The sequence below is a fragment of the Afipia sp. OHSU_II-C1 genome (genome assembly GCF_000497575.1).
Taxonomy (GTDB): Bacteria; Pseudomonadota; Alphaproteobacteria; order Rhizobiales; family Xanthobacteraceae; genus Afipia.
This window is the reverse complement of the sequence record NZ_APJI01000013.1, coordinates 360,598-384,533: the sequence shown is the minus strand read 5'-3', so window position 1 is coordinate 384,533 and position 23,936 is coordinate 360,598. Positions and strand designations below refer to the sequence as shown.

Annotated in this window: 22 protein-coding genes; 4 read left to right on the top strand and 18 right to left on the bottom strand. The window is 61.3% G+C overall.

Annotated elements, in window-relative coordinates; genetic code table 11:
* The first annotated feature begins 14 nt into the window (after nucleotides 1-14).
* From I554_RS0115070 to I554_RS0115060, 3 genes are all read left to right on the top strand, one after another.
* Nucleotides 15-1,181 (top strand): acyl-CoA dehydrogenase family protein, encoded by a 1,167-nt coding sequence (locus tag I554_RS0115070; protein ID WP_024576267.1) that lies wholly within the window; start codon nucleotides 15-17, stop codon nucleotides 1,179-1,181.
* Between the two features lie 238 nt (nucleotides 1,182-1,419).
* Entirely contained in the window at nucleotides 1,420-2,571 is a 1,152-nt protein-coding gene (locus I554_RS0115065) for an acyl-CoA dehydrogenase family protein (protein WP_024576268.1), read from the top strand.
* Nucleotides 2,572-2,634: 63 nt separating this feature from the next.
* The gene (locus I554_RS0115060) at nucleotides 2,635-3,297 is read left to right on the top strand and encodes a glutathione S-transferase family protein (protein WP_024576269.1); all 663 of its coding nucleotides are present in this window, start codon (nucleotides 2,635-2,637) and stop codon (nucleotides 3,295-3,297) included.
* Here the strand turns inward: I554_RS0115060 and I554_RS0115055 are convergent.
* Together I554_RS0115055 and I554_RS0115050 are read right to left on the bottom strand one after the other, a co-directional pair.
* Nucleotides 3,294-4,109, bottom strand: a complete 816-nt coding sequence (locus tag I554_RS0115055; protein ID WP_024576270.1) for an AraC family transcriptional regulator — start codon at nucleotides 4,107-4,109, stop codon at nucleotides 3,294-3,296. The genes I554_RS0115060 and I554_RS0115055 overlap by 4 nt on opposite strands.
* Before the next feature lie 57 nt (nucleotides 4,110-4,166).
* A complete protein-coding gene (locus I554_RS0115050) occupies nucleotides 4,167-5,462 on the bottom strand; it encodes an acyl-CoA dehydrogenase family protein (protein WP_024576271.1) in 1,296 nt (431 codons plus the stop codon).
* Between the two features lie 216 nt (nucleotides 5,463-5,678).
* On the opposite strand from I554_RS0115050, the gene I554_RS0115045 reads away from it, so the two are divergent.
* Entirely contained in the window at nucleotides 5,679-6,458 is a 780-nt protein-coding gene (locus tag I554_RS0115045) for an enoyl-CoA hydratase-related protein (RefSeq protein WP_024576272.1), read from the top strand.
* A 147-nt stretch (nucleotides 6,459-6,605) separates the two neighbouring features.
* Here I554_RS0115045 and I554_RS0115040 read toward each other — a convergent pair whose 3' ends face one another.
* The 16 genes from I554_RS0115040 to I554_RS0114965 form a co-directional block, all read right to left on the bottom strand.
* Complete coding sequence (locus I554_RS0115040; RefSeq protein WP_024576273.1) at nucleotides 6,606-6,983, bottom strand: DUF6285 domain-containing protein; 378 nt, start codon at nucleotides 6,981-6,983, stop codon at nucleotides 6,606-6,608.
* A 14-nt stretch (nucleotides 6,984-6,997) separates the two neighbouring features.
* Nucleotides 6,998-7,990: a phosphotransferase family protein gene (locus I554_RS0115035; protein WP_024576274.1), complete on the bottom strand. Its 993-nt coding sequence runs from the start codon at nucleotides 7,988-7,990 to the stop codon at nucleotides 6,998-7,000.
* 102 nt (nucleotides 7,991-8,092) lie between these two features.
* On the bottom strand, nucleotides 8,093-9,292 hold the full coding sequence (locus tag I554_RS0115030) for an ABC transporter substrate-binding protein (protein ID WP_024576275.1): 1,200 nt from the start codon (nucleotides 9,290-9,292) through the stop codon (nucleotides 8,093-8,095).
* 119 nt (nucleotides 9,293-9,411) lie between these two features.
* The gene (locus I554_RS0115025) at nucleotides 9,412-11,250 is read right to left on the bottom strand and encodes an AMP-dependent synthetase/ligase (protein ID WP_024576276.1); all 1,839 of its coding nucleotides are present in this window, start codon (nucleotides 11,248-11,250) and stop codon (nucleotides 9,412-9,414) included.
* A gap of 114 nt (nucleotides 11,251-11,364) precedes the next feature.
* Complete coding sequence (locus tag I554_RS0115020; RefSeq protein ID WP_024576277.1) at nucleotides 11,365-12,144, bottom strand: ABC transporter ATP-binding protein; 780 nt, start codon at nucleotides 12,142-12,144, stop codon at nucleotides 11,365-11,367.
* 10 nt (nucleotides 12,145-12,154) lie between these two features.
* Nucleotides 12,155-12,913: an ABC transporter ATP-binding protein gene (locus I554_RS0115015; protein WP_024576278.1), complete on the bottom strand. Its 759-nt coding sequence runs from the start codon at nucleotides 12,911-12,913 to the stop codon at nucleotides 12,155-12,157.
* Nucleotides 12,910-14,061 (bottom strand): branched-chain amino acid ABC transporter permease, encoded by a 1,152-nt coding sequence (locus I554_RS0115010; RefSeq protein ID WP_024576279.1) that lies wholly within the window; start codon nucleotides 14,059-14,061, stop codon nucleotides 12,910-12,912. The genes I554_RS0115015 and I554_RS0115010 overlap by 4 nt, the downstream gene beginning before the upstream one ends.
* Nucleotides 14,062-14,071: 10 nt before the next feature.
* Entirely contained in the window at nucleotides 14,072-14,947 is an 876-nt protein-coding gene (locus tag I554_RS0115005; protein ID WP_024576280.1) for a branched-chain amino acid ABC transporter permease, read from the bottom strand.
* A gap of 260 nt (nucleotides 14,948-15,207) precedes the next feature.
* Nucleotides 15,208-16,950: an ABC transporter substrate-binding protein gene (locus I554_RS0115000; RefSeq protein WP_024576281.1), complete on the bottom strand. Its 1,743-nt coding sequence runs from the start codon at nucleotides 16,948-16,950 to the stop codon at nucleotides 15,208-15,210.
* Nucleotides 16,951-17,053: 103 nt separating this feature from the next.
* Entirely contained in the window at nucleotides 17,054-17,380 is a 327-nt protein-coding gene (locus I554_RS0114995; protein WP_006021618.1) for a DUF2160 domain-containing protein, read from the bottom strand.
* A gap of 2 nt (nucleotides 17,381-17,382) precedes the next feature.
* Nucleotides 17,383-18,189 carry a carbohydrate ABC transporter permease gene (locus I554_RS0114990; protein WP_024576282.1) on the bottom strand — a complete coding sequence of 269 codons (807 nt, stop codon included), beginning with the start codon at nucleotides 18,187-18,189 and terminating at the stop codon, nucleotides 17,383-17,385.
* Nucleotides 18,189-19,091, bottom strand: a complete 903-nt coding sequence (locus I554_RS0114985; RefSeq protein ID WP_024576283.1) for a sugar ABC transporter permease — start codon at nucleotides 19,089-19,091, stop codon at nucleotides 18,189-18,191. Before I554_RS0114985 ends, I554_RS0114990 begins: the two co-directional genes overlap by 1 nt.
* A complete protein-coding gene (locus tag I554_RS0114980; protein WP_024576284.1) occupies nucleotides 19,091-20,176 on the bottom strand; it encodes an ABC transporter ATP-binding protein in 1,086 nt (361 codons plus the stop codon). Before I554_RS0114980 ends, I554_RS0114985 begins: the two co-directional genes overlap by 1 nt.
* Before the next feature lie 9 nt (nucleotides 20,177-20,185).
* Nucleotides 20,186-21,265, bottom strand: a complete 1,080-nt coding sequence (locus I554_RS0114975) for an ABC transporter ATP-binding protein (protein WP_024576285.1) — start codon at nucleotides 21,263-21,265, stop codon at nucleotides 20,186-20,188.
* Entirely contained in the window at nucleotides 21,262-22,806 is a 1,545-nt protein-coding gene (gene glpD, locus I554_RS0114970) for a glycerol-3-phosphate dehydrogenase (RefSeq protein WP_024576286.1), read from the bottom strand. The genes I554_RS0114975 and glpD overlap by 4 nt, the downstream gene beginning before the upstream one ends.
* Nucleotides 22,807-23,038: 232 nt before the next feature.
* The gene (locus I554_RS0114965) at nucleotides 23,039-23,827 is read right to left on the bottom strand and encodes a DeoR/GlpR family DNA-binding transcription regulator (RefSeq protein WP_024576287.1); all 789 of its coding nucleotides are present in this window, start codon (nucleotides 23,825-23,827) and stop codon (nucleotides 23,039-23,041) included.
* Between the last annotated feature and the right edge of the window lie 109 nt (nucleotides 23,828-23,936).

Sequence of the window (23,936 nt, the reverse complement as noted above, 5' to 3'; positions counted from 1 at the left end):
CATGGAGGATGAAAATGGATGCCCCCGAGCGGTTTGCCGAGACTTCGGCCAGCCCCTTTCTGACCGCGGAACATCTGGCGTTCCGCGATATGCTGCGGCGCTTTGTGGCGACCGAGATCGAGCCTTTTGCAGCGCAATGGGACGAGGCCGGGGAATTCCCCCGCGAGCTTTATCTTAAAGCCGCCTCCATCGGCCTGCTTCAGCTTGGCTTCCCTGAAGAATATGGCGGCGTCCCCTGCGACCGCTTCATGTCCATGATCGCTGCGCAGGAGCTGGCCCGCGCCGGAGCCGGAGGCGTCAGTGCCAGCCTGAAAAGCCACACCATCGGCGCGCCGCCTATCGTGTATGGCGGCTCCGATGAACTGAAGGCCCGCGTGCTGCCGGACATTCTCGCGGGCCGGAAAATCTCCGCGCTCGCGATTACTGAACCCGGCGGCGGTTCGGACGTGGCCAACCTGCGCACCACCGCCAAGCGCGACGGCGACCATTACGTGGTCAAGGGCGAGAAAACCTTCATCACCTCCGGCATGCGCGCCGATTATTACACCGTCGCGGTGCGCACCGGCGGCGAAGGCGCGGGCGGTGTCAGCCTGCTGCTGATCGAGCGCGACACGCCGGGTTTCTCGCGCACACCGCTGAAGAAGATGGGCTGGTGGGCGTCGGATACAGCAACGCTCTACTTCGACGATTGCCGCGTCCCCGTCGGCAACCTGATCGGACAGGAAAACGCCGGCTTCAAGCTGATCATGAAGAATTTCAACAGCGAGCGGCTCGGCCTCGCGGCCGGCTGCACCGGCTTCGCGCGCGTCTGTGTCGAGGAAGCCATCGCCTATGCGCGCGAGCGCAAGACTTTTGGCAAGCGCCTCGTAGACCATCAGGTGATCCGCCACAAGATCGTTGACATGGCGCAGCGTGTGGCGGCGACGCAGGCGATGCTGGAAATGCTGATCTGGCGATTGGAGCAAGGTGACAACCCGGTGGCCGAAGTCTGCATGTGCAAGAACCAGGCGACGCAGACCATGGCCTACTGCGCCTCCGAGGCCGTGCAGATTTTCGGCGGCGCAGGTTTCATGCGCGGGCCGAAGGTGGAGCGCATCTACCGCGAGGTTAAAGTCAACGCCATCGGCGGCGGGACCGAGGAAATCATGAAGGATCTGGCGAGCCGCCAGATGGGACTTTAGCGCGCGGCCATGAGGATAGAATGCAAGAGCATAGACCTTTCTTCACCTCTCCCGTGGGGAGAGGTCGATGCACGAAGTGCATCGGGTGAGGGCGTACGCTCTCTCGATAGATTCTACGCCCTCACCCCGCCCCTCTCCCCACGGGAGAGGGAGTTGATCACGTTTGCAGCAACATCCAAGCAAATCGACTGAGCCAAAGCCGAATACCAGAAAACAAAGGAAAACATCAGGAAACGCAATGCAGTTCACGCAGGAACACGACGGCATCCGCCGCACCATGCAGCAGTTCATCAAGAACGAGATCAATCCGTTCGTTGATGAATGGGAGCGCGCGGGAATCTATCCGGCCCATCAGGTGTTCAAGAAGATGGGCGACCTCGGCCTGCTCGGCCTGTGCAAACCCGTGGAGTACGGCGGCTCGGGCCTCGACTACAGCTATGGCATGGTGATGGCAGAAGAACTCGGCGCCATCAATGCAGGCGGCGTCGGCATGTCGATCGGTGTGCAGACCGACATGGCGACGCCTGCACTCGCGCGGTTCGGCTCTGATGAGATGAAGCGCGAGTTTCTTGCGCCGTCCATTGCAGGCGACATGGTGGCCTGCATCGGCGTGTCCGAACCCGGCGCGGGCTCCGACGTCGCCTCGATCAAGACAACGGCCCGGTCCGACGGCGACGACTACATCATCAACGGCGGCAAGATGTGGATCACCAACGGCACGCAGGCGGACTGGATGTGCCTGCTTGCCAATACCGGCGATGGTCCGGTTCACCGCAACAAGTCGCTGATCTGCCTGCCGATGAAGACCAAGGGTGTCGAGGTGCTGCGCAAGCTCGACAAGATGGGGATGCATTGCTCGGACACCGCCGAAATCAAGTTTACCGATGTGCGCATTCCCAAGCGCAACCGCATCGGCGAGGAAGGCAAGGGCTTCACCTACCAAATGATGCAGTTTCAGGAAGAACGGATGTGGGCGATTGCCGCCTGCCTGAAGTCCCACGAAAAAACCATCGATGAGACCATCGACTACACACGTCAGCGCAAGGCGTTCGGAAAACCGCTGCTCGACAATCAGGTGATTCACTTCCGTCTTGCCGAGTTGAAGACCGAGGTCGAACTGCTGCGCTCCCTGCTCTATCGCGCCTGTGAGGAGTATATCGGCGGCAACGACGTGACGCCGCTGGCGACCATGGGCAAGCTGAAGGCCGGGCGCCTGGGCCGCGAAATTCCCGACGCCTGCCTGCAGTACTGGGGCGGCATGGGCTTCATGAACGAAACCCGCGTCAGCCGCGCCTATCGCGACCGCCGCCTGACCTCCATCGGCGGCGGCGCGGACGAAGTGATGCTCAGCATCCTCTGCAAATACATGGGGACGCTACCGGAGCAGTAAGTGCTTGCGTTACAGCATTTTCCGCGCTGTATAACGCCGAACATCTTCGCAGGACAAGCCGATATGCTCACGCTGTTTCACTGTTCGAGTGCCCGCTCCTTCCGTCCGCTCTGGACGCTGGAAGAAATCGGCATTCCGTACGAGCTAAAGATGCTGCCCTTCCCGCCACGGTTCCTGAAGCGTGAGTATCTCGAACTCAATCCGTTGGGCACCATTCCGTTCCTCATCGACGGCGACACGCGGATGACCGAGTCATCCGCGATCTGTCTCTATCTCGCAACAAAGTATGGTCCGACGCCGATCAACGTCACGGTCGATGAACCCGCCTATGGCGCCTATCTGAACTGGCTGTTCTTCGGCGAGGCGACGCTGACTTTCCCGCAGACGATCTACTTCCGCTATTCGCAGCTCGAGCCTGACGAGAAGAAGAACCCGCAGGCCGCCGCCGACTATGCGCGATGGTTTCTCGCCCGGCTGCGCGCGCTGGAGACAGCGGTCACCAATTCCGAGACGGTCTGCGCCGGGCGCTTCACAGCCGCCGATATTTCGGTCGGCTACGCGTTGATGTTCGCGCAGTCCAACGGACTGTCAGCGCAGTTCACGCCCGCCGTCGCGGCCTACTGGGAGCGGCTCAAGCAGCGCGAGGGCTTCCGCAGGGCTATCGCCGCACAGGATCGCGCCAGCGCCGAGCAAGGCGTCGCGCCAAGAGTCCCCGCTGCGACCTAGGCCCGCATTCCGATTGCGTCGCTCGCCACATCCCTGCCGTTGATAATCTGCAGGCGGCGCGATCCGGAAAACAGCGCGCTCGGCTGAAGTCCGTAAATGCGGCGCAGCGAGTGGCTGAAATGAGTCGAATCCGGATAACCGGCATCGAGCGCGAAATGCGCGAGGTTTCGCTCGACATTGACATGATGCAGGATATTCCGCGCCCGCTTCCAGGCGCGGAAGGTCTTGAAGTTCATGCTGGTCTCGTCCTTGAACAGATGCAGGAAGCGCGACAGCGAGAGCTTGACGCCGCTCGCGCAATCGTCGCCCGAAATGCTGCTGGACGGCTTCGCCTGAAACCGCGACACGATGGTCGATATGCGCGTATCCAAGTCCCGCTGCTTCAGGCGGCGCTGGAGAAATATCTGGTCGAAATCGGCGGACGTGAAGCCGCTGGTGCCGCTGAGCGCCATGGTCGCGTAGATTTCGCGGAAGCGGGCTGCAAGGTGGCTTGCCGCCGCCGGATCGTCGCACTGACGGATAATTTCGGCCAGATCCTCGTCGCAAACGGACTCCGGTTCGATCAGAAGTCCGAGAATTTCACGGGACTCAGAGGTGATCTTGTGCGGCAGATATGCCGGCACGGCAAGGATTTCGCCAACGCGCGGCGGCTGACCAGCGACCTCAAGGCATGCGGTACCATGCAGCGGCACGCAAATCGCCAGTGCGCCGAGCGTGCGCACCGAGGGCTTGCCGTGCAGCCCGGCGTAGAACACCCGCTCCGAACTGATCAGCATGAACCGGTCGGACCGGCCGGACGTAGATCTGCGCATCGTTTCCTCCAGAAACATTCGTCACGGGCGATTGTTCGCCTCTTGTGAAAACCTGAACTAACGGCTTTTCTCCGTCGTCTCGAATTTTCCCGCACCCATGTAGCCGAACAGAAACCCGGCGACCTTGCGCTTCTGGATTTCCTCGCTGCCCTCGGTGATGCGGTAACGCCGGTGATGGCGATAGATGTGCTCGAACGGCTTGTGCCGCGAATATCCCATGCCGCCATGAACCTGCATGGCGCGATCGGCCGCCTCGCAGCACAGCCGGTTCGCCCAAAAATTACACATCGACACCTTGTCAGAGAGCCGATGCTCGACATCGGCCTGGGTCATATGGTCCATTTCCCACGCCGTCTTGCGGATCAGAAGACGCAGCATCTCAGCCTGCGTCGCAAGCTCCACCAGCGGAAACTGGATCGCCTGATTTTCCGACAGCGCGTGACCGAACGGCTTGCGCTCGCGTGCATAGTGCACGCTCTCATTGATGCAATACACAGCGGCGCCGAGCGAACTGGCGGCCTGACGAATCCGGTTCTCGTGCACGAAACACTGCGCCAGCGACAGGCCACGTCCCACCTCGCCGAACAATGCATCATCCGGCACGAACACGTCCGTGAAGCTAACGCGCGGGTGATCGGTCGGCATATTGAAGGTCCAGAGATATTCCTCGACCTTCACGCCCTTCGTATTCGCCGGAACGAGAAAACACGTAATGCCGCGCGCATCGCCATCGTTGCCCGATGTGCGCGCAAACGTCGCGCAGTGGGTGGCGACATGCATGCCGGTGGTCCACATCTTTTCGCCGTTGATGACCCAGCCGCTAACGCCGTCGCGCGTGGCCCGCACCGCGCTCGTTTCCATGTGGGTCGCGTCCGAGCCGTGATCGGGCTCGGTCAAACCAAAGGTGATGCGGTACTTGCCGGTGAGCGCGCCTTCGATCATCGCCTTCTGGTCGTCTCGGCCATAGCGATCGAGCATCGTCACCAGCGGAAAATTTCCGACGATCGAATGCTCGTTCTGCAAATCGTTGTGCAGGCCGAGGCCCTTGGCGGCGAAATGCTCGCGGATCACCGCCATCCAGAGATTGGAGCCGTCCTTGCCGCCGTAGCGCTTGGGAATTGCGAAGCGCAGATGCCCAGCCTCATCAGCGAGATTTTTCGCCTGACGCAACAGGTCTTCCCATTCATGGCGCGGCAGGCCGCCCTTGTCGAAATCCGTGCGCGCCCATTCGCGACGGTGATCGAAGAAACGAATGTTGTCGTCGCGCTGCTCAAGCGGCTTGATGGTCTGATCGATGAAACGATCGAGCTCGGACAGGTACGCTGTCAGATCGTCAGGCAGCGAGAAATCCAACGCGCGACTCCCGAACGTCCATCCCGGACCTGGTTTTTTCATTGCGCCGCGCTGCTTGAGAGAGCCCGCGACGGATGGCGAATTAAGATAAGGGCCACGGCGTTAGTCAAGCGCTTAATTAATTTGTGAAGCGGCTTCTTTGCTGGTCTATTCTGGGCACGACAACATCGCTCAAATGTTGCAACGCAGCGTAAGAACCGTCCGAGGAAATCGCTCATGGCCTATGAATTCGCCAAAGTGGACCGCAAAGGTCCGCTGACCATCATCACGCTCAATCGCCCCGAGGTGATGAACGCCGTGCATTCGCCGATGCACTTTGAAATGCATCGCGTTTTTGACGAATTCAACAAGGACCCCGATCAGTGGATCGCGATCGTCACAGGCGCAGGCGACCGGGCGTTTTCCGCAGGCAACGATTTGAAGTGGCAGGCCCAGGGCGGTCAGCGCGGCTGGGACACCAGTGGCTTTGCCGGGCTGACCCACCGTTTCGACTGCGACAAGCCGATCATCGCCGCGGTCAACGGCGTCGCCATGGGCGGCGGCTTTGAAATCGCGCTGGCCTGCGACCTCATCATCGCCTCGGAAAACGCGACCTTCGCCCTGCCCGAGCCCCGCGTCGGCCTCGCCGCGCTGGCCGGCGGACTGCATCGCCTGCCCCGCCTGATCGGCCTCAAGCGCGCCATGGGCATGATCCTGACCGGGCGGCACGTTCCCGCGCGCGAAGGACTTGAACTTGGCTTCGTCAACGAAGTCGTGCCGAAGGGCGAAGCGCTCGCTGGCGCCGAGCGCTGGGCCAATCTCATTCTGCAGAACGGCCCGATGTCGATCCGCGCCTCGAAGCAGACCATGCATCGCGGTCTCGGCGTGTCGCTGGAACAGGCGCTGGCCGAACAGTTTGATTATCCGGCAGTCAAGGCGCTGGCTGCATCCGAGGATTATGTCGAAGGTCCGAAGGCGTTTGCGGAAAAGCGACCGCCGCAGTGGAAGGGGCGGTAAGTTTACGCAATGCAAGTCGACTCCCTCTCCCCGGTGGGGAGAGGGTTGGGGTGAGGGCCCTAAATCTATCGAGAGATTCTACGCCCTCACCCGGCACGCTTCGCGTGCCGACCTCTCCCCACGGGAGAGGTGAAGGAAGAATCCACATCAAATCTCGCTCTCCCGCTCGCGGCGATAGGACGCATAATTCGGCTGGTCGATGGCGAGCTTGTCCAGCGTGGTCGTCCAGACATGTTCGGTCAGTCCCGGCGTATCGAATCCGATCTCGCCGCTCGCGATGCGCGCCGACAAGAGACGGTTGAGGTCCTCCAGCGAACCGGACGCGCCGAGCAGCTTTGACAGCCGCTCAAGCTCGGCCGCATCACCGGATGCCTCAAGCGTGAGTTGACGCACGACAAGATCGAGCGCGTTCAGCCCGACGCGCAGCTTGAACGCGGCGTGGCCGGACAACTGCGGCGCGACATCGGCGCGAAGAAACTCCGCGACCGCGTTGATCAGTTCGACCGGTGTGGGTTGATCCTGCATCTCACACCCCTCCGTTATGCGCGTCGCGGCGCCAGCAGCCGCAACAGATCGATTTCGGTTTCCGAAGCGCGGCGGCCGATCATGGCGCGCTCCATCGAATGGTCGGGACCGGCGCGGAACCGCTGCATCATGCCGCAGCACATGATGCCCCACCGCAGCGTGCCGAGCGTTTCCCAGAACATCACCCGCGCCACATCCACCGGACGGCCGGATGCGGCTTCATAGGCCGCAAACAGGTCTTCACGCGACCCAAATCCCCCGACCGGCTTGTCGATCTCACCGAACCGCCACGAGTTCACGCAGATCCAGCCAAGGTCTTCCATCGGATCGCCGAAGTGCGCCAGTTCCCAATCCAGGACCGCGCGAACGCCTTCCGGGCCAATGATGAGATTGCCGTGACGGAAATCGCCATGAACCAGCGTCACCGTGTCGGACGTCGTCGGCGCATTGTCGCGCAGCCAGCGCAGCGCCAGATCGAACACCGGGCGCGGCCAGTCGAAGGATTTGTATTCGGCGGCAAGATCGTCGAGCTCGCCCGCCACCGTCATCAGCCGCAGCTTCGGCAAACGCGCCTTATCCAGCGCGTGAATGTCCGCAACCACCCTGCCAAGCTGACTCGCCAGCACCTTGCGCGCATTGGCAAACTCCGCATCGCGGAGGATCTTGCGCGGAATGGTTTCACCCTCGACGCGGTCCATGATAAATCCGCTGCCGAGACCGTCCTCCGCTTGCAAAACGTGGCGCACGCGCGGCGACGGGATCCCCGCCTCATAAGCCTGCTGCATCAGCACCGCTTCCGCCTCAAGCCCGGCTGCACGCCCCGGAGCCGCGCCGTAACCCGACGGCGCGCGGCGCAGAATGACGGCGATGTCACCGGAAGGATGCAGGACGTGGAACGACCAGGTTTCCTGGCTTGCCCCGCCGGAGAGCTGAGCGAGGCGATCGATGCCTGTGGCTCCCGGAAACCAGCGCGCGATGCCGGTCTTGAGCGTACTCTCAATCGTCATTTGGATTCTTGGGGCTTGTTGGCTCTCTTGTTGGAGCCGGACCGTAAATAAAATCGCGTGCGCGGGCAACCGCGCACGCGATGTCGTTTCAGAGCGGCCTGCTTAGAACATCAGGCCGTCCTTCACCAGCACCCAGCGGCCACCCTTGACCTGCTGAACCTGCGTCACCGTGCTGGCCAGATGATTGGTCTTGGAGAACTTGGTCGGCGGCGAAGCGAAGATATCCTGGAACACATCGCCGGATTCCATCGCATCGAGCACCTTCTGGCCGGTCAGATCCTTGCCCGCCTTGTTAACGTAATGCGCGAAGGTCATCATCGCATTGTAGCCGATGATCGCCTGCGTGTTCGCGTCAGTGCCGAACGCCTTCTTGTAGTTGTCCAGCCAGTCCTTGGCCTTGCCCTTCGCCGTGTCCGGATAGGGAATCTCGAAACCGGCGGCGGCATACAGACCCTCGACAGCCTCTTTGCCGAGCGCCGGAACTTCGAGGACGTTGGTCGGTGTTGCGCCGAGGAACGTCACATCCCAGCCGAGCTTCTTGGCTTCACCCATCGCGCCGATGGTTTCGCGGATCACGGTTCCAAGCACCACGAGATCGCAACCGTCAGATTTCATCTTCGCAACCTGCGCGCTGAAGTCGGATGCGCCCCGCTTGTAGCTGGTGACGGAAGCCGGTGTCAGCTTCATCGCAGCCGTCTGCTGGTTGAAGCCGTCGAGCACGCTTTTGCCGTATTCGTCATCCTGATGCATGATGCAGGGCTTGGCGAATTTCTTCCATTCGATCATGTGCTTGAGCGCGGCACGCGTACTTTCAACATAAGGAAGAATGTTGTTGAACTTCAGCCGTTCCTGCGGTTTCGCCGGATCGAACTTGAAGGTGAATTCGGCCGCGGTCAGCGGGAAAAGCTGCAACACGCCCGCGTCGAACAAAATGTCCTGCGCGGCAAGCACGGTGGGCGATCCCATCGGCCCGACCATGGCAAAGATCTTGTCCTTCTCGATCAGCTTCTGCGAGGCGAGCACCGCGCGCTTCGGATCGTAGCCAGAGTCTTCCACGATCAGCTTGATCTTGCGGCCGTTGATGCCGCCGGCGGCATTGATCTCATCGGCCGCCATTTTCAGGCCGTTGGCCACCGGCACGCCCCAGCCCTTGATCGGGCCGGACAAATCCTGATGCGATCCGACGACAATTTCGGTTGGCGAAATGCCTTCGTTGGTCACCTTGGTCTGTGCGAAGGCCGGCGACTGGGTCAGCGCGAGCGCCCCCACCGCAAGGCCAAGCGCCTTGAACGATTTCGACATAACGGTCTCCTTCCTGTTGGCCCATATTCAGCGAAGGCCGGGCCTTGCTACCTTCGCCGCTGAGCGGCCCTCGCGGGCCGCGGAATGCGCTTCTTGTGGTGTCGCAATGATGCGGAAGCTTATGCCATCGCTCCCGCCCGGTACATTGCATCGATTTCCGCTGCGTAGGACTTGTTCACGAAGCTGCGCTTCAGCTTCATGGTTGGCGTCAATTCCTCGTCCTCGGGCGTCAGTTGCCGCTCGATCAGATGGAACTTCTTGATGGTCTCGACGCGGGCAAAGTTCGCATTGACCGCCTCGATCTCGCGTCTGATGAGATCCTGGACCTCCGGCGCGCGGCACAGGCTCGCGTAGTTCGTGAACGGGATGTTGTAGTCCTGCGCGAACTTCTCGACGTTCTCGTGGTCGATCATCACCAGGCAGGTGAGGTACGGCCGCTTGTCGCCGATCACCACCGCGTCCGAAATATAGGGCGAGAACTTCAACTGGTTCTCGATCTCCGACGGCGTGATGTTCTTGCCGCCGGACGTGATGATGATGTCCTTCATCCGGTCTGTGATCTTGACGAAGCCTTCGTTGTCGATAGTCCCGACATCTCCGGTATGAAGCCAACCCTTTTCATCAATGGTTTCAGCGGTTTTCTCCGGCTGATTCAGATAGCCCATGAACAGGAAATCGCCCTTGATGAGGATTTCCCCTTTCGGACAGATCATGACCTCGCCCCACGGCGCGGCCTTGCCGACCGAACCGAGCTTGATGCGGTCGTTCGGCATCAGGGTCGCGACGCCGCAATTCTCGGTCTGTCCGTAGACCTCGCGCATGTCGAGGCCGATGGCGAGATACCAGCGGATCAGGTCCGGCGAGATCGGCGCAGCGCCGGTGAAGGCGATGCGAACCCGATCCAGCCCGAGCATTCGCCGGATATTGCGGAACACCAGCCAGTAAGCCGCCTTGCCGGCGAGGCGCAGCGACAACGGCGGCGTTTCACCCTCGAGCCTGTACTCGGTCAGGCGCTGGCCGATGCCCAGCGCATGGCGGTACATCCACTGCTGGAGCGGCGTCGCGTCCTTCAGGGCAATGGTGATGGCCGAGTAGAATTTCTCCCAGATGCGCGGCACGGCGAGGAACGCGGTCGGCTGCACCTCGCGCAGGTTGTCGGGCACAGTCTCGGGGCTTTCCGCGAAGTTCATTACAGAGCCGACGGCGATCGATAGATAGTAGCCGCCGATGCGCTCGGCGACATGGCACAGCGGCAGGAACACCAGCCGCTCCTCGTGATCGGTCGGGACCAGCAGATAATCGGCGTAGCGCATCTGATGCGTGACGCTGCGATTGGAATGCATCGCACCCTTCGGAGGGCCGGTCGTCCCCGACGTATAGACGAGAATGGCGAGATCGTTCGTCCCGCGGCTGGCAATCATCTCATCCCACAGCGCGTCCCGGCCCTGCATATGATTGCGGCCAAGCGCCGTGAACTCGTCCAGCGACATTACCATCGGATCGCTGAAACCGCTGAGACCCTCCATGTCGAACACGACAATCTTTTCCAGGGTCGGGCAGCGCGCGCGGCAGGCCAGAATCTTGTCGAGTTGCTCGTCGTCCTCGGCGAAGATCACCTTGGTTCGGGAATCGTTGATCAGATATTCGACCTGCGAGGCCGAGTCCGTCGGATAGATGCCGGATGACACACCGCCTGCGCAAAGCACGCCCATATCGGCGAACACCCACTCGGGTGTCGCGTTCGAGATGATGGACGCAACGTCGCCCGGCTTGAACCCGGACGCATGAAGCGCATAGGCGATCTCCTTCGCCGTCTGCAACCATTGCCGCCAGCTCGTGGACTGCCAGACGCCGAGATGCTTTTCCCGGATTGCCGTCTTGTCGCCGCGCGTTTCAACCGCCAGCAGAAAACTCTTCGCGATGGTGTCCGCGACGGTGATCACTGCGGGTCTCGCCATAGCTCGCTCCCTGTCCTCGCCGCGGATCACGCGGTGTGCGTTCTCTCCTGTTCTTTTCCACCCGGTCTTGGTGCCGAGCTTCCTATTCGCCGTGCCAAGCCTATCGCGAATTTCTTAGCGCCACGTCTTCTTTTTCTTCCAGCGCCGTTCGCCCCGCGCGCCGTCTTCCTTGGCGCCGAGGTAGAACTCCTGAATGTCCTGCGACTGCATCAGCCGTTCGCAGGTGTCGTTCATCACCACGCGGCCGATTTCCAGCACATAGCCATAGTGCGCCGTCTCCAGCGCGACCTTCGCGTTCTGCTCTACCAACAGGATCGACATGCCCTGTTCTTCGTTGACGCGCTTGATGATGGTGAAAATCTCTTTCACCAGCAGCGGCGACAGGCCAAGCGACGGCTCATCCAGCAGCAGCAAGGCCGGGCGGTTCATCAGCGCGCGGCCGATGGCCAGCATCTGCTGCTCGCCGCCGGACAATTGTCCCGCCGGCTGGTTGACGCGCTCGCGCAGGCGCGGGAAATAGCCATAGACACGCTCAAGGTCGGCGGCCACGCCGTCACGATCCTTGCGCGGATAGGCGCCCATCATCAGGTTTTCGCGCACACTGAGGAACGGAAACACCTCGCGCCCTTCGGGCACATGGCTGAGACCAAGACGCACGATCCGATCGGCTTCCATGCGCTGGATCGGCTGCCCCTTGAATTCGATGGAGCCCTTCTGCGGATCGAGGATGCCGGAGATGGTCTTGAGTACGGTTGTCTTGCCTGCGCCATTAGCGCCGAGCAGCGTGACGATCTTGCCGCGCGGCACTTCAAGGCTGATGCCGCGAATGGCCATGATCGGCCCATAGTAGCTTTCGATATTGGAGAGCTTGAGAATAATGTCGGGGCTGCTCATGACATCGCCCTCAGGTGCCCAGATACGCTGCGACGACATCGGGATGCGCCTGCACCTCGGCGGGCGCGCCCATCGCCAGCACACGGCCATAGTTCAGCGCGATGACTCGGTCGGAGACGCGATTGACCAACGTCATGTCGTGCTCGACCATCAGCACGGTAATGCCGAGCTCGGTTTTCATGTCGCGGATCCAGAACGACATGTCGTCGGTCTCCTCCACATTCAACCCGGATGACGGCTCATCCAGCAGGATCAGCTTCGGCTCGGTGCACAGGGCACGGGCCAGCTCGATCACCTTGCGCACGCCATAGGGCAATCCGGAGATCAGCTTGTCCCGATGGGCGGCAAGGTCAAGGAAATCGATCACCTGCTCAACGCGGCGGCGATGCGCTTTTTCGTCGCGGCGGACGTTCGGCAGAAACAGCAGCTCCTGCCACAGGGTCGTGGTGGAGTGGCGGTGCCGTCCGACCAGAAGATTGCTCAAAACGGTGGCATTCTCGAACAATTCGATGTTCTGAAAGGTGCGCGCTATGCCGAGTTTTGCGATGTCGTACGGCGGCGCGGCGGTAATGTCCTGATCCTCAAAATAGAGTTTTCCCGAGGTCGGCTCATAGAGCCGCGAAATCAGATTGAAGATCGAGCTTTTGCCGGCTCCGTTGGGGCCGATGATCGAGAGGATTTCGCCCTTCTCCACGGCGAAGCTGACGGAATCCACCGCCTTCAGGCCGCCGAAGTGGAGCGAGAGGTTTTCCGCGCGGAAGCAGCTCATCGGTTCCGCTCCGATTTCACGTAGATCTTCTGCCGCTTGAAGGTGGCACGCTTGTAGAGCGGGAAGAGCTGGAAGAAGAGCTTGATCTTCAGCCATCGGCCATAGATTCCGTACGGCTCGAACAGGATGAACAGCATGATGATCAGGCCGTAGATCGCGCCCTTGAGGCCGTTGGCCGAGGCAATCGCTGCGACGTTCGCCTTGATATGCGCCGCCTGCTCGGTGCCCGCGCCGAACGTCGCCGCAAGCCCCGCGATCACGCCGGGAATATCGTCCTTCAGGAAGGTCAGGAACGGATCGACCATAACGATGAAGATCGCGCCCAGCACTGCGCCGTGCAGGCTGAGCACGCCGCCGATGATAATCACCATGATGAATTCGATGGACAACTGGAGCGTGAACATCTCCGGGCTGATGAAGGACATCTTGTGCGCGAACAGACAGCCCGCGAAGCCGGTGATCGCAGCACTCAGCGCGAACGATTTCACCTTGTAGCGCGAAACGTTGATGCCCATGCTCTTGGCGGCGGTTTCGCTGTCCCGGATCGCGACGAACGCGCGGCCTGTTGGCGAACGCATCAGGTTCAGCGTGCCGACTATGACAAGGATCAGAAGCCCGAGGCAGAGGTAGTAGAATGTCGGGCTGTCGCGCGGCACGCTGTTGCCGAGTAGCTGGATAGTCTTGATCCGCATGCCGTCATTGCCATGGGTGACGCTTTCCCACCGCGCGAGTACTTCTTCCACGATCAGCGCGAAGGAAATCGTGGCTATCACGAGATAGATGCCCTGCAGCCGCAGCGCCGGAAATCCGACCATCGCGCCGATGATCCCGGTCAGGATTCCCGCGGCGAGGAAATACACCGGAAACGGCACGCCGAGCTGTTGCAGATACCCGGTCGTGTAGGCGCCAATGGCGAGGAACGCCGCATGCCCCAGCGACGCCTGCCCGGTGAAGCCGGTGAGGATCATCAGCCCGACGCCCACGGTGGCGTAAATGCAGACAAACACAAGCTGGCTCATCAGATAGCTTGAGAGCGTGAACGGCGCGATCACCAGCAGGATCAGCAATGCCCCATAGGACCAGAGGTAACCGCTATGCGGCACCAGCCGGATATCGTCGTTGTAATCGGTCTTGAACAAAAACCGCATGCGGCGCCCCTCAGACTTTCTTCCGCACGTGAATCCCGAAGATGCCTTCCGGCTTCAACAGCAGGACCACGAGCAGCACGATGTACGGGGCGACGTCCTTCCATCCCTGCGGCAGATAAAATCCGGCCATGCTCTCGATCACGCCGATCAGGATTCCGCCGACCACTGCGCCGGGAATCGAACCAAAGCCTCCGAGCACCGCCGCCGGGAATGCTTTCAATCCGAGTACAAGCCCGACATTCGAGTGAATGAAGGTGATGGGTGCAAGCAGCACGCCCGCGCAGGTTGCGACCGCCGCGCTGATCGCCCAGACAATGGACACCACGCGCTTGACCGGAATGCCCATGTAGTAGGCAGCGAGCATGTTCTCGGAGCTTGCACGCATCGCAGTGCCGAGAGTCGTCTTGTTAAAGAAGAGGTAGAGCACGCCGCAAAGAATGACCGTGGCAGCGATCACCGACAGCTTGTCGTGGGCCAGCACCAGGCTGCCGAGCCGTAGCACCCCATGGCTGAACGGCGTTTCGATCTTGAGATCGTCGGTTCCCCAGATCATGCCCGCGACCGAACGCAGGAAGAAACCAAGACCGATGGTGGCCATGATGATGGAGAACTGCGGATAGCCGAGGATCGACCGCACCACGAGGCGTTCGGCGAGCATGCCGAACAGTGCCATCGCCGCGACAGCGGCGACAAAGCCAAGCCAGTAATTGAAACCCAAAAGGCTGATGAAGGTGAAGGCGAAGAACCCGCCCAGCATCATCAGGTCGCCCTGCGCGAAGTTGACGACTTCGGTGGCCTTGTAAACAAGAACAAAGCCAAGCGCGATCAGGCCATAGACACAGCCGAGCGCAATACCGCTCACCAACTGCTGAACAAAGTCCAGCATTCCTGGTCACCCTCCCCCACGTGCCGCGATTCTAACGATCGCATTTGGTCACGCCGCGATCCTATCGATCGCCTTGTTTAGTTCTTGTGTCGACTTGCTATGCGTTTTTGCACGAGCATTTTCAGCAATCAGACCCCAAACGGTGACGGCGTGTCAACAACACCCGCAAGAGTGCGCTGCATCAAATGGAAAAAGGCCGGGATTTCTCCCGGCCTTCAAGTTGTGCGCAATTGTTAAGCGCGCAGGGAGGTTGGTTGAGCTTACTTCGCTTCGGCCCGCTTCGGCGGGGTGGCCGGCCACGACTTGATCAGGGTGTCGTAGTCGACGGTCTCGCCCTTCGGCTTCTCGTTCGCCAGCTTGCGCTGCGGAGCGATGTTGCCGTCCTTCTCCGACTTGGCGAACCAGAACTCGGCGGTTTCCTTCTTGTTGAGCTTCGGTCCGCAGGCGCCCTGTACGCCCGACTTCTCGAGGCGTTCAAGCACCGAGTCCTGCGCCGCAGCCAGCGAGTCCATCGCAGCCTGCGCTGTCTTCGCACCGGACGACGCATCGCCGATGTTCTGCCACCAGAGCTGAGCCAGCTTCGGATAGTCAGGCACGTTGTTGCCGGTCGGGGTCCATTGCACGCGCGCGGGCGAGCGGTAGAATTCGACCAGACCACCGAGCTTCGGCGCACGCTCGGTGAACGACTTGTCCCAGATGTCAGACTCGCGGGTGAACGTGAGACCGACGTGGCTCTTCTTCAGGCTCACCGACTTGGAGTTGATGAACTGGAGGTAGAGCCAGGCAGCCTTGCGGCGGTCTGCCGGCGTTGACTTGAGCAAGGTCACGGAGCCGGCGTCCTGATAGCCGAGCTTCATGCCTTCCTTCCAGTACGATCCGTGCGGCGACGGAGCCATGCGCCACTTCGGCGTGCCGTCGGCATTCACCACCGGCAGACCAGGCTTGACCATGTCAGCGGTGAAGGCGGTGTACCAGAAGATCTGCTGGGCAATATTGCCCTGCGCAGGAACCGGGCCGGCTTCGGAGAAGGTCATGCCCTGCGCCTGCGGCGGGGCATACTTCTTCAGCCAGTCGAGATACTTGACGATCGAGTAGACCGCCGCGGGTCCATTGGTGTCGCCGCCGCGTTCCACGGATGAACCGACCGGACGGCAGCCTTCCATACGGATGCCCCATTCGTCGACAGGCTTGCCATTCGGGATGCCCTTGTCGCCGTTGCCCGCCATCGACAGCCAGGCGTCGGTGAACCGCCAGCCGAGCGATGGGTCCTTCTTGCCGTAGTCCATGTGGCCATAGACCTTGACGCCGTTGATTTCCTTGATGTCGTTGGTGAAGAACTCGGCGATGTCTTCATAGGCCGACCAGTTCACCGGCACGCCGAGCTCGTAGCCATACTTGGCCTTGAACTTCGCCTTGTAGTCCGGATTGGTGAACCAGTCGTACCGGAACCAGTACAGGTTCGCGAACTGCTGATCCGGCAACTGATACAGCTTGCCGTCCGGTCCGGTGGTGAACGACTTGCCGATGAAATCATCGACGTCGAGCATCGGATCGGTGACGTCCTTGCCCTCGCCCGTCATGTAATCCGACAGAACCACGGTCTGGTTGTAGCGGAAGTGGGTGCCGATCAGATCGGAGTCGTTGATCCAGCCGTCATAGACGTTCTTGCCCGACTGCATCTGCGTTTGCAGCTTCTCGACGACGTCGCCTTCCTGGATCAGGTCGTGCTTGACCTTGATGCCGGTGATTTCGGTGAACGCCTTCGCCAGCGTACCGGCTTCATACTCATGCGTCGTGATCGTTTCCGAGACGACATTGATGTCCATGCCCTTGAAAGGCTCAGCGGCCTTGATGAACCACTGCATCTCCTTCATCTGGTCTTCCTTCGACAGCGTCGAAGGCTGGAACTCGGCATCGATCCACTTCTTCGCCGCAGCTTCGTCTGCGAAAGCCGGCGCGCTGATCGCGGCCGACGCCGCAATCAGTGCCACCGCGCTTGTCATCGTCAAAAGACGATTCCTTTTTGTAACGTGTCGCATGGTTTCCTCCGTTGAAAACACAACTTCAGGTCCGGGTTGATCCACGGATCTGCCTTTTCTCCACCCGCTAGACGTTGCGAAATATGACAACGGCCGACACGATGGAAATTACGGTAGCGATCCACAAACTCGAGACCTCGACGCCCTCGCCGATCGGGAGCGTCGCAATCGGGTTTGTGCCCGCAAATGCAATCCACAAAAGATGGATGACCGCCGTGGCGATCAGCGAAATGAACAGCCTGTCGCCGCGCGTGGTCGGAATATGCAGGATTCCGACGCGCTCGGCCTCGGGGTAACGCACCGCGAGCCAGGTCATGACTCCAAGCGTTCCCGCCAGCAGGCAGAAGAAGATCGCCGTTGGTGCCGTCCAGGCCATCCATGCGATATGTTCCATGGTTACACCCGTCCCAGCGCGAAGCCGCGCGCGATATAATTGCGGACAAACCAGATCACCAGTGCGCCGGGAATGATGGTCAGGACGCCGGCGGCGGCCAGCAACCCCCAGTCCATGCCGGATGCCGAGATCGTGCGCGTCATGGTCGCGGCGATCGGCTTGGCGTTCACCGATGTGAGCGTGCGCGCCAGCAGCAGTTCGACCCACGAGAACATGAAGCAGAAGAAGGCCGCGACGCCGATGCCGCTTGCAATCAGCGGCATCAGGATCTTCACGAAGAAACGCGGGAACGAATAGCCGTCGAGAAACGCGGTTTCGTCGATTTCCTTCGGCACGCTGGAGATAAAGCCTTCGAGAATCCAGACCGCCAGCGGCACATTGAACAGGCAGTGCGCCAGCGCGACCGCCCAGGGCGTATCGAACAGGTTGATCGCCGAATAAAGATTGAAAAACGGCAGCGCGAACACCGCCGGCGGCGCCATACGGTTCGACAGCAGCCAGAAGAACAGATGCTTGTCGCCGAGGAAGCGATAGCGCGAGAACGCATAGGCCGCCGGCAGCGCGAACGAAATCGAGATGATCGTATTGATGATCACGTACTTCAGCGAATTGATGTAGCCGGAATACCAGCTCGCATCGGTGAAGATGCGCTTGTAGTGCGCCAGCGTCGGATTATTCGGCCACAACGTCATGGTTGTGACGATTTCCGTGTTGGTCTTGAAGCTCATGTTGACGAGCCAGTAGATCGGCAACAGCAGGAAGATCAGGAACAGGCCGAGAATGATGCGGCGTCCGGGAATGGTATGCATCATGCGCCTCCCGCCGGCTGCGCGCGCTCGTTGTCGGCGTTCGTCATCACGGTGTAGAACACCCAGCACACGATCAGGATGACGAGATTGTAGACGATCGACAGCGCGGCCGCCTTGCCGAGGTCGAATTGCCCGAGCGCGATCTTGACCAGCTCGATGGACACAAAGGTCGTTGAATTTCCGGGACCCCCGCCGGTGACGACGAACGGCTCGGTGTAGATCATGAAGCTGTCCATGAAGCGCAGCAGCACCGCGATCAGCAGCACGCGCTTCATCTTCGGCAACTGGATCGCGGTGAACACCGCCCAGCGCGACGCGCCGTCGATCTGCGCTGCCTGATAATACGCATCGGGAATGGACTTCAGGCCGGCGTAACACAGGAGAGCCACAAGGCTGGTCCAGTGCCAGACATCCATGACAATGATGGTGCACCACGCGTCGAAGCTGTTTGACACGTAGTTGTAGTCGAACCCCATCTTGTTCAGCACGTAGCCCATCAGGCCGATGTCGGGACGGCCGAAGATCTGCCAGATAGTGCCGACCACGTTCCATGGAATGAGCAACGGCAACGCCAGGATCACAAGGCACGCCGCAACCCGCCAGCCTTCGCGCGGCATCGACAGCGCAACCAGAATGCCGAGCGGCACCTCGATGGCGAGGATGATCGCCGAGAACAGCAGGTTGCGCCCGAGCGACGCGAGGAAGCGGTCGCCAAGGTCGGTCGAGGGATCGAGCAGTTCCTTGAACCAGCCGACTCCATTCCAGAAGAACTGATTGTTCCCGAAAGTGTCCTGCACCGAATAGTTGACAACGGTCATCAGCGGCAGGATCGCGGAGAACGCCACGATCAGGAATACCGGCAGTACCAGGAACCAGGCCTTGTTGTTGATCGTCTTGTCCATCACGCGCGCCCTTCAACCAGACGACTGTCGGCATAGACGTGAATATGGGCTGGATCGAACACCAGTCCGGCGGTGTTGTCGGGTAAGGAGAAACCGTTCGGCACGCGGGCAGCGAATTTCACATCGCCGATGCGCACACGCGCGAAACGCACGCGGCCAAGATCGTCGATCCGCTCAATCTGCGCCGACAGCAGACCGGGCGCAGGCGCCGCGACATGAACGAATTCGGGCCGGACGCCAATCTCGATTTTCGCGCCAAGCGGCAGGCTGTCGTAGGTCCGGTTCAGCCGGATGGTGTGACCGTCGATCCTCGCCTCATTGCCCTTCACCTCGGCAGGCACGATATTCATGCCGGGCGACCCGATGAAATAGCCGACGAAGGTATGCGCGGGCTTTGCGAAGAGTTCTTCCGGCGTCCCGCTCTGCACCACGCTGCCGTCGTGCATCACCACGACGGTGTCGGCAAAAGTCAATGCCTCGGTCTGATCGTGAGTGACGTAGATCATCGTCAGATCGAGCGCCTGGTGCAGCGCCTTGAGCTTCGAGCGCAGCTCCCATTTCAGATGCGGATCGATCACCGTCAGTGGCTCATCGAACAGCACCGCCGCCACGTCGGAGCGGACCAGGCCTCGTCCCAGCGAAATCTTCTGCTTGGCGTCGGGACTGAGCCGCACGGCCTTGCGGTTCACATACGGCTTGAGGTCGAGCAGCGTGGCGATCTCTGTCACCCGTGCATCGATCTCGTTTCGCGGCAGCCCGCGATTCTTGAGCGGAAACGCGAGGTTCTCGCCCACGGTCATCGTGTCGTAGATCACCGGAAACTGGAACACCTGCGCGATGTTGCGCTCGCGTGTGGTGGCGTGAGTAATGTCCTTGCCGTCAAACAGCACCTTGCCGTGCGACGGCGTCACGATCCCGGAGATAATATTCAGCAGCGTGGTCTTGCCGCAGCCGGACGGACCCAGCAGCGCATAGGCGCCGCCCTGCCGCCAGGTCATGGTCATCGGCTTCAGCGCATAGGACGCCCGGTCCGCAGCGTTGCCGCCGTAGGAATGCGCCAGATCGACAAGATCGATGCGAGCCATGGTATGCCCTCACCGCGCCGCCGGCGCGGCGACGAGCCGGCCGGATTGATCGAAAATGAACAGGTCGTTCGGATCGAGCACGGCATCGAGTTCCTGCCCCGGCAGAAATTCGTGGATGCCCGACAGCACCGCGACCCAGTTGTAACCTTCGCGCTTGAGATGCACGAAGCTTTCGGAGCCGGTGATCTCGGTCACGCTGACGGTGGTGACGAATGCATGGCGACCGTTGGGTGGGGTCGCCACTTCAAGTTGATGCGCGCGGAATCCGACCTGGTAGGCGCCGTCGCTCAAGCCCTCATAGAGACCCGCCACCGACGCGCGTTCGCCGCCGGAATAGAAGATCGATCCGTTCTTCTTCTCGATGCCGACGGTGTTGAGCGGCGGATCGGAAAACACCTCCGCCACTTCCACCGTGTCAGGACGCCGGTAGACTTGCGGCGTCGCACCGGCCTGCAGCACCCGCCCTTCCCCCATGCAGATGGTCCGGCCCCCCAGCAACAGGGCTTCCGAGGGTTCTGTCGTCGCATAGACAAAGATCGCGCCGGACTCCTCGAAGATGCGCGGCAGTTCGGTGCGCAGCTCCTCGCGCAACTTGTAGTCGAGATTGGCGAGCGGCTCATCGAGCAGCACGAGGTCCGCGCCTTTCACCAGCGCGCGGGCGATGGCGGTGCGCTGCTGCTGACCGCCCGATAGCTGCAATGGCGTCCGGTTGAGATAGGGCTCGAGCTTCAGCAGCTTCGCTGCGCTCCTGACGCGGGTTTCGATCTCGTCGCGCGCGACGCCTTGCACGCGCAGCGGGGACGCGATGTTTTCGTAAACCGTCAGCGTCGGATAGTTGATGAACTGCTGGTAGACCATCGCCACCGAGCGCTTGCGCACATCGAAGCCGGTGACGTCGTTGCCGTCGACCAGCACGCGGCCGGATGTCGGCTTGTCGAGCCCGGCGAGCAGCCGCATGATCGATGTCTTGCCCGCCAGCGTCGGGCCAAGCAGCACGCTCAATGTTCCGCGCTCAAGTGTCAGCGAGACATCCCGAATCCAGGGAACCCCGTTGACCTCGCGCGAAACCTTATCGAGGGTGACGCTCATGCACGGCCTCCCGCTTCCTTCAGCGGCCGGTCGAGGCCGCTGCGATGCGTGTCGATCCAGTCGTCGAGCGCCTTCACTTGATCGGCGGACAGACGCAGGCCCAGCTTGGACCGTCGCCAGACAATGTCCTCGGCGGTGCGCGCAAATTCATGCGCAATGAGATAGCGGACTTCGCGTTCCGTCAGCGTGTCGCCGAACAACTGCCCGAGATCCGCCGCAGACGACGCCTTATCGAGAACCTTGCTGGCGCGCGTACCATAGGCGTGCGCGAGACGAAGCGCGAGGGAGCGCGACAGGAACGAATTGTCGCGGATCAGTTCATCCGCCAGTGCCGGGATCGCGGACACATCGAGATCGCCGCCGGGCAGCGGCGCGGTGGCGGTCCAGCCGGCGGGTTTGGCCTTGCCGGGCAGATATTGCTCCAGCCGCTCCAGCGCCTCTTCGGACAGGCGGCGATAGGTCGTGATCTTGCCGCCGAAGATCGACAGCAACGGCAACCCGCCCGGTGCATCGAACTCGAACACATAATCGCGCGTCGCAGCCTTCGCCTCGCTGGCGCCGTCATCGTACAGCGGACGCACGCCCGCATAGGCCCACACGACATCGGCGGGCGTCACCTGTTTGGCGAGATAGTCGTTCACCGACTGGCACAGATAGGCAATTTCCTCAGGCGAGGCTTTCACCTTGGATGGATCGCCGTCGTAGTCGCGATCGGTGGTGCCGATCAGCGTGAAATCGTTCTGGAACGGAATGACGAACACGACGCGGCCATCGGCATTCTGGAACGTGTAGGCGTTATCGTGGTCGTACAGGCGCGGCACGACAATGTGCGAGCCCTGCACCAGACGCACCTTGGCCTTGGCGTTGATTCCGGCACGCCGGCTCAGTACATCCTCGACCCACGGACCGCCGGCATTGACCAGCGCCCGCGCCTTGATGCTGCTCTGTGCCCCGGTGATGGTGTCTTCGAGCATCACCTGCCAGCAGTCATCCAGCCGCCGCGCCTCGACTGCGCGGGTTCGCGTGCGGATCACCGCGCCGCGATCCGCCGCGTCGCGCGCATTGAGCACCACGAGGCGCGCGTCATCGACGAAGCAGTCCGAATATTCGAAGCCCTTTGTGAAGCGGCCCGGAGCCAGCGGCTGACCCACCGGATCACGCGCCAGATTGACGGTGCGCGTCGCCGGAAGCAGCCGCCGCCCGCCAAGATGGTCGTACATGAAGAGGCCGAGCCGCAGCAGCCAAGCGGGGCGCAGCCCGGCGTGATGCGGCAACACAAAACGCAGCGGACGGATGATGTGCGGAGCGATCTGCCACAGCACTTCCCGCTCCAGCAGCGCCTCCCGGACCAGCCGGAATTCGTAATACTCGAGATAGCGAAGGCCGCCGTGAATGAGCTTGCTCGACCAGGATGAGGTGCCGCTGGCGAGATCGTTCATTTCGCAAAGGAACACGGAATTGCCGCGGCCCGCGGCGTCGCGGGCGATGCCGCAGCCGTTAATACCTCCGCCGATGATTGCGAGGTCGAAAACCTTGTCCAACGTTTCTCCCCGGCGCTCGCTATTTTCACTTATAGCGATTTCGCTTTCGTATTGGATTAAATCACAACTTAAAGCGAAAGCAAGCAGCGTGATGAATGCGCAGGCAGACGTGCCAGCGCTCGGGAAAAGTGAAGATATGTGAGTGAGTTACGGCTCAAAGGCCGACAGATAAGAAGCGGGCGCCAACTGTCCACAAGCCGAACCAGCAAGCCGCGGAATCGGCTGAAGGCCGTCAGGCCACGTCAGCGGGCTTGTCGGGCATCGCCGCGATGACCTCGATGCCCCGGCTGCTGCAAATGGCCTGAAGGCCGGCGGGCAGCGGCAGGTCCGTCACGAAGGTGTGGATCTGGCTGAGATGCGCGATGCGAACCGGCGCATTGCGGCTGAGCTTGGTGCTGTCGGCCACCAGCATCACGCTGCGCGCATTTGCGATGATGGCCTGCGCGGCCTGCACCTCGCGATAGTCGAAGTCGAGCAGCGCGCCCTCCTCGTCGATCGCAGATGCACCGATGATGGCGTAATCGACCTTGAACTGCGTGATCAAATTGTTCGCCGTCGAGCCGATCACCGCACCGTCCGCACGGCGAACCGTGCCGCCGGCGACAATCACCTCGATGCGCGGATGGCGATAGAGCAGCATCGCCACGTTCAGGTTGTTGGTAATGACCAGCAGGTCTTCATGCGCCGTCAGCGCGCTGGCGACCTCTTCCGTCGTGGTGCCGATATTGATGAACAACGAGCAGCCATTGGGAATCTGCGCTGCCGCCGCCGCACCGATGGCCTTCTTTTCCTCCGCCGCGACGAACCGTCTCGCCTCGTAGGCCAGGTTTTCGACGCCCGAGGCGATGATCGCGCCGCCATGAACCCGCGTCATCGAACGGCGGTCGCACAGATCGTTCAGGTCCTTGCGAATGGTCTGCGCCGAGACTTCAAAACGCCGAGCCAGGTCCTCCACCGTCACCCGGCCGGAGGCGCGCGCAATGTTCAGGATGTCGGACTGGCGGTTGGAAAGCTCGGTCATTCAGCACCTTAACCCGTATGGGCCAATGGTGCTGCGGTTGCCGCGTCGGGTCAACTCGGCATTTCACCGGTCACCTCGCGGATGCCTCGCGTGGTTAAAAGCCGCGCCG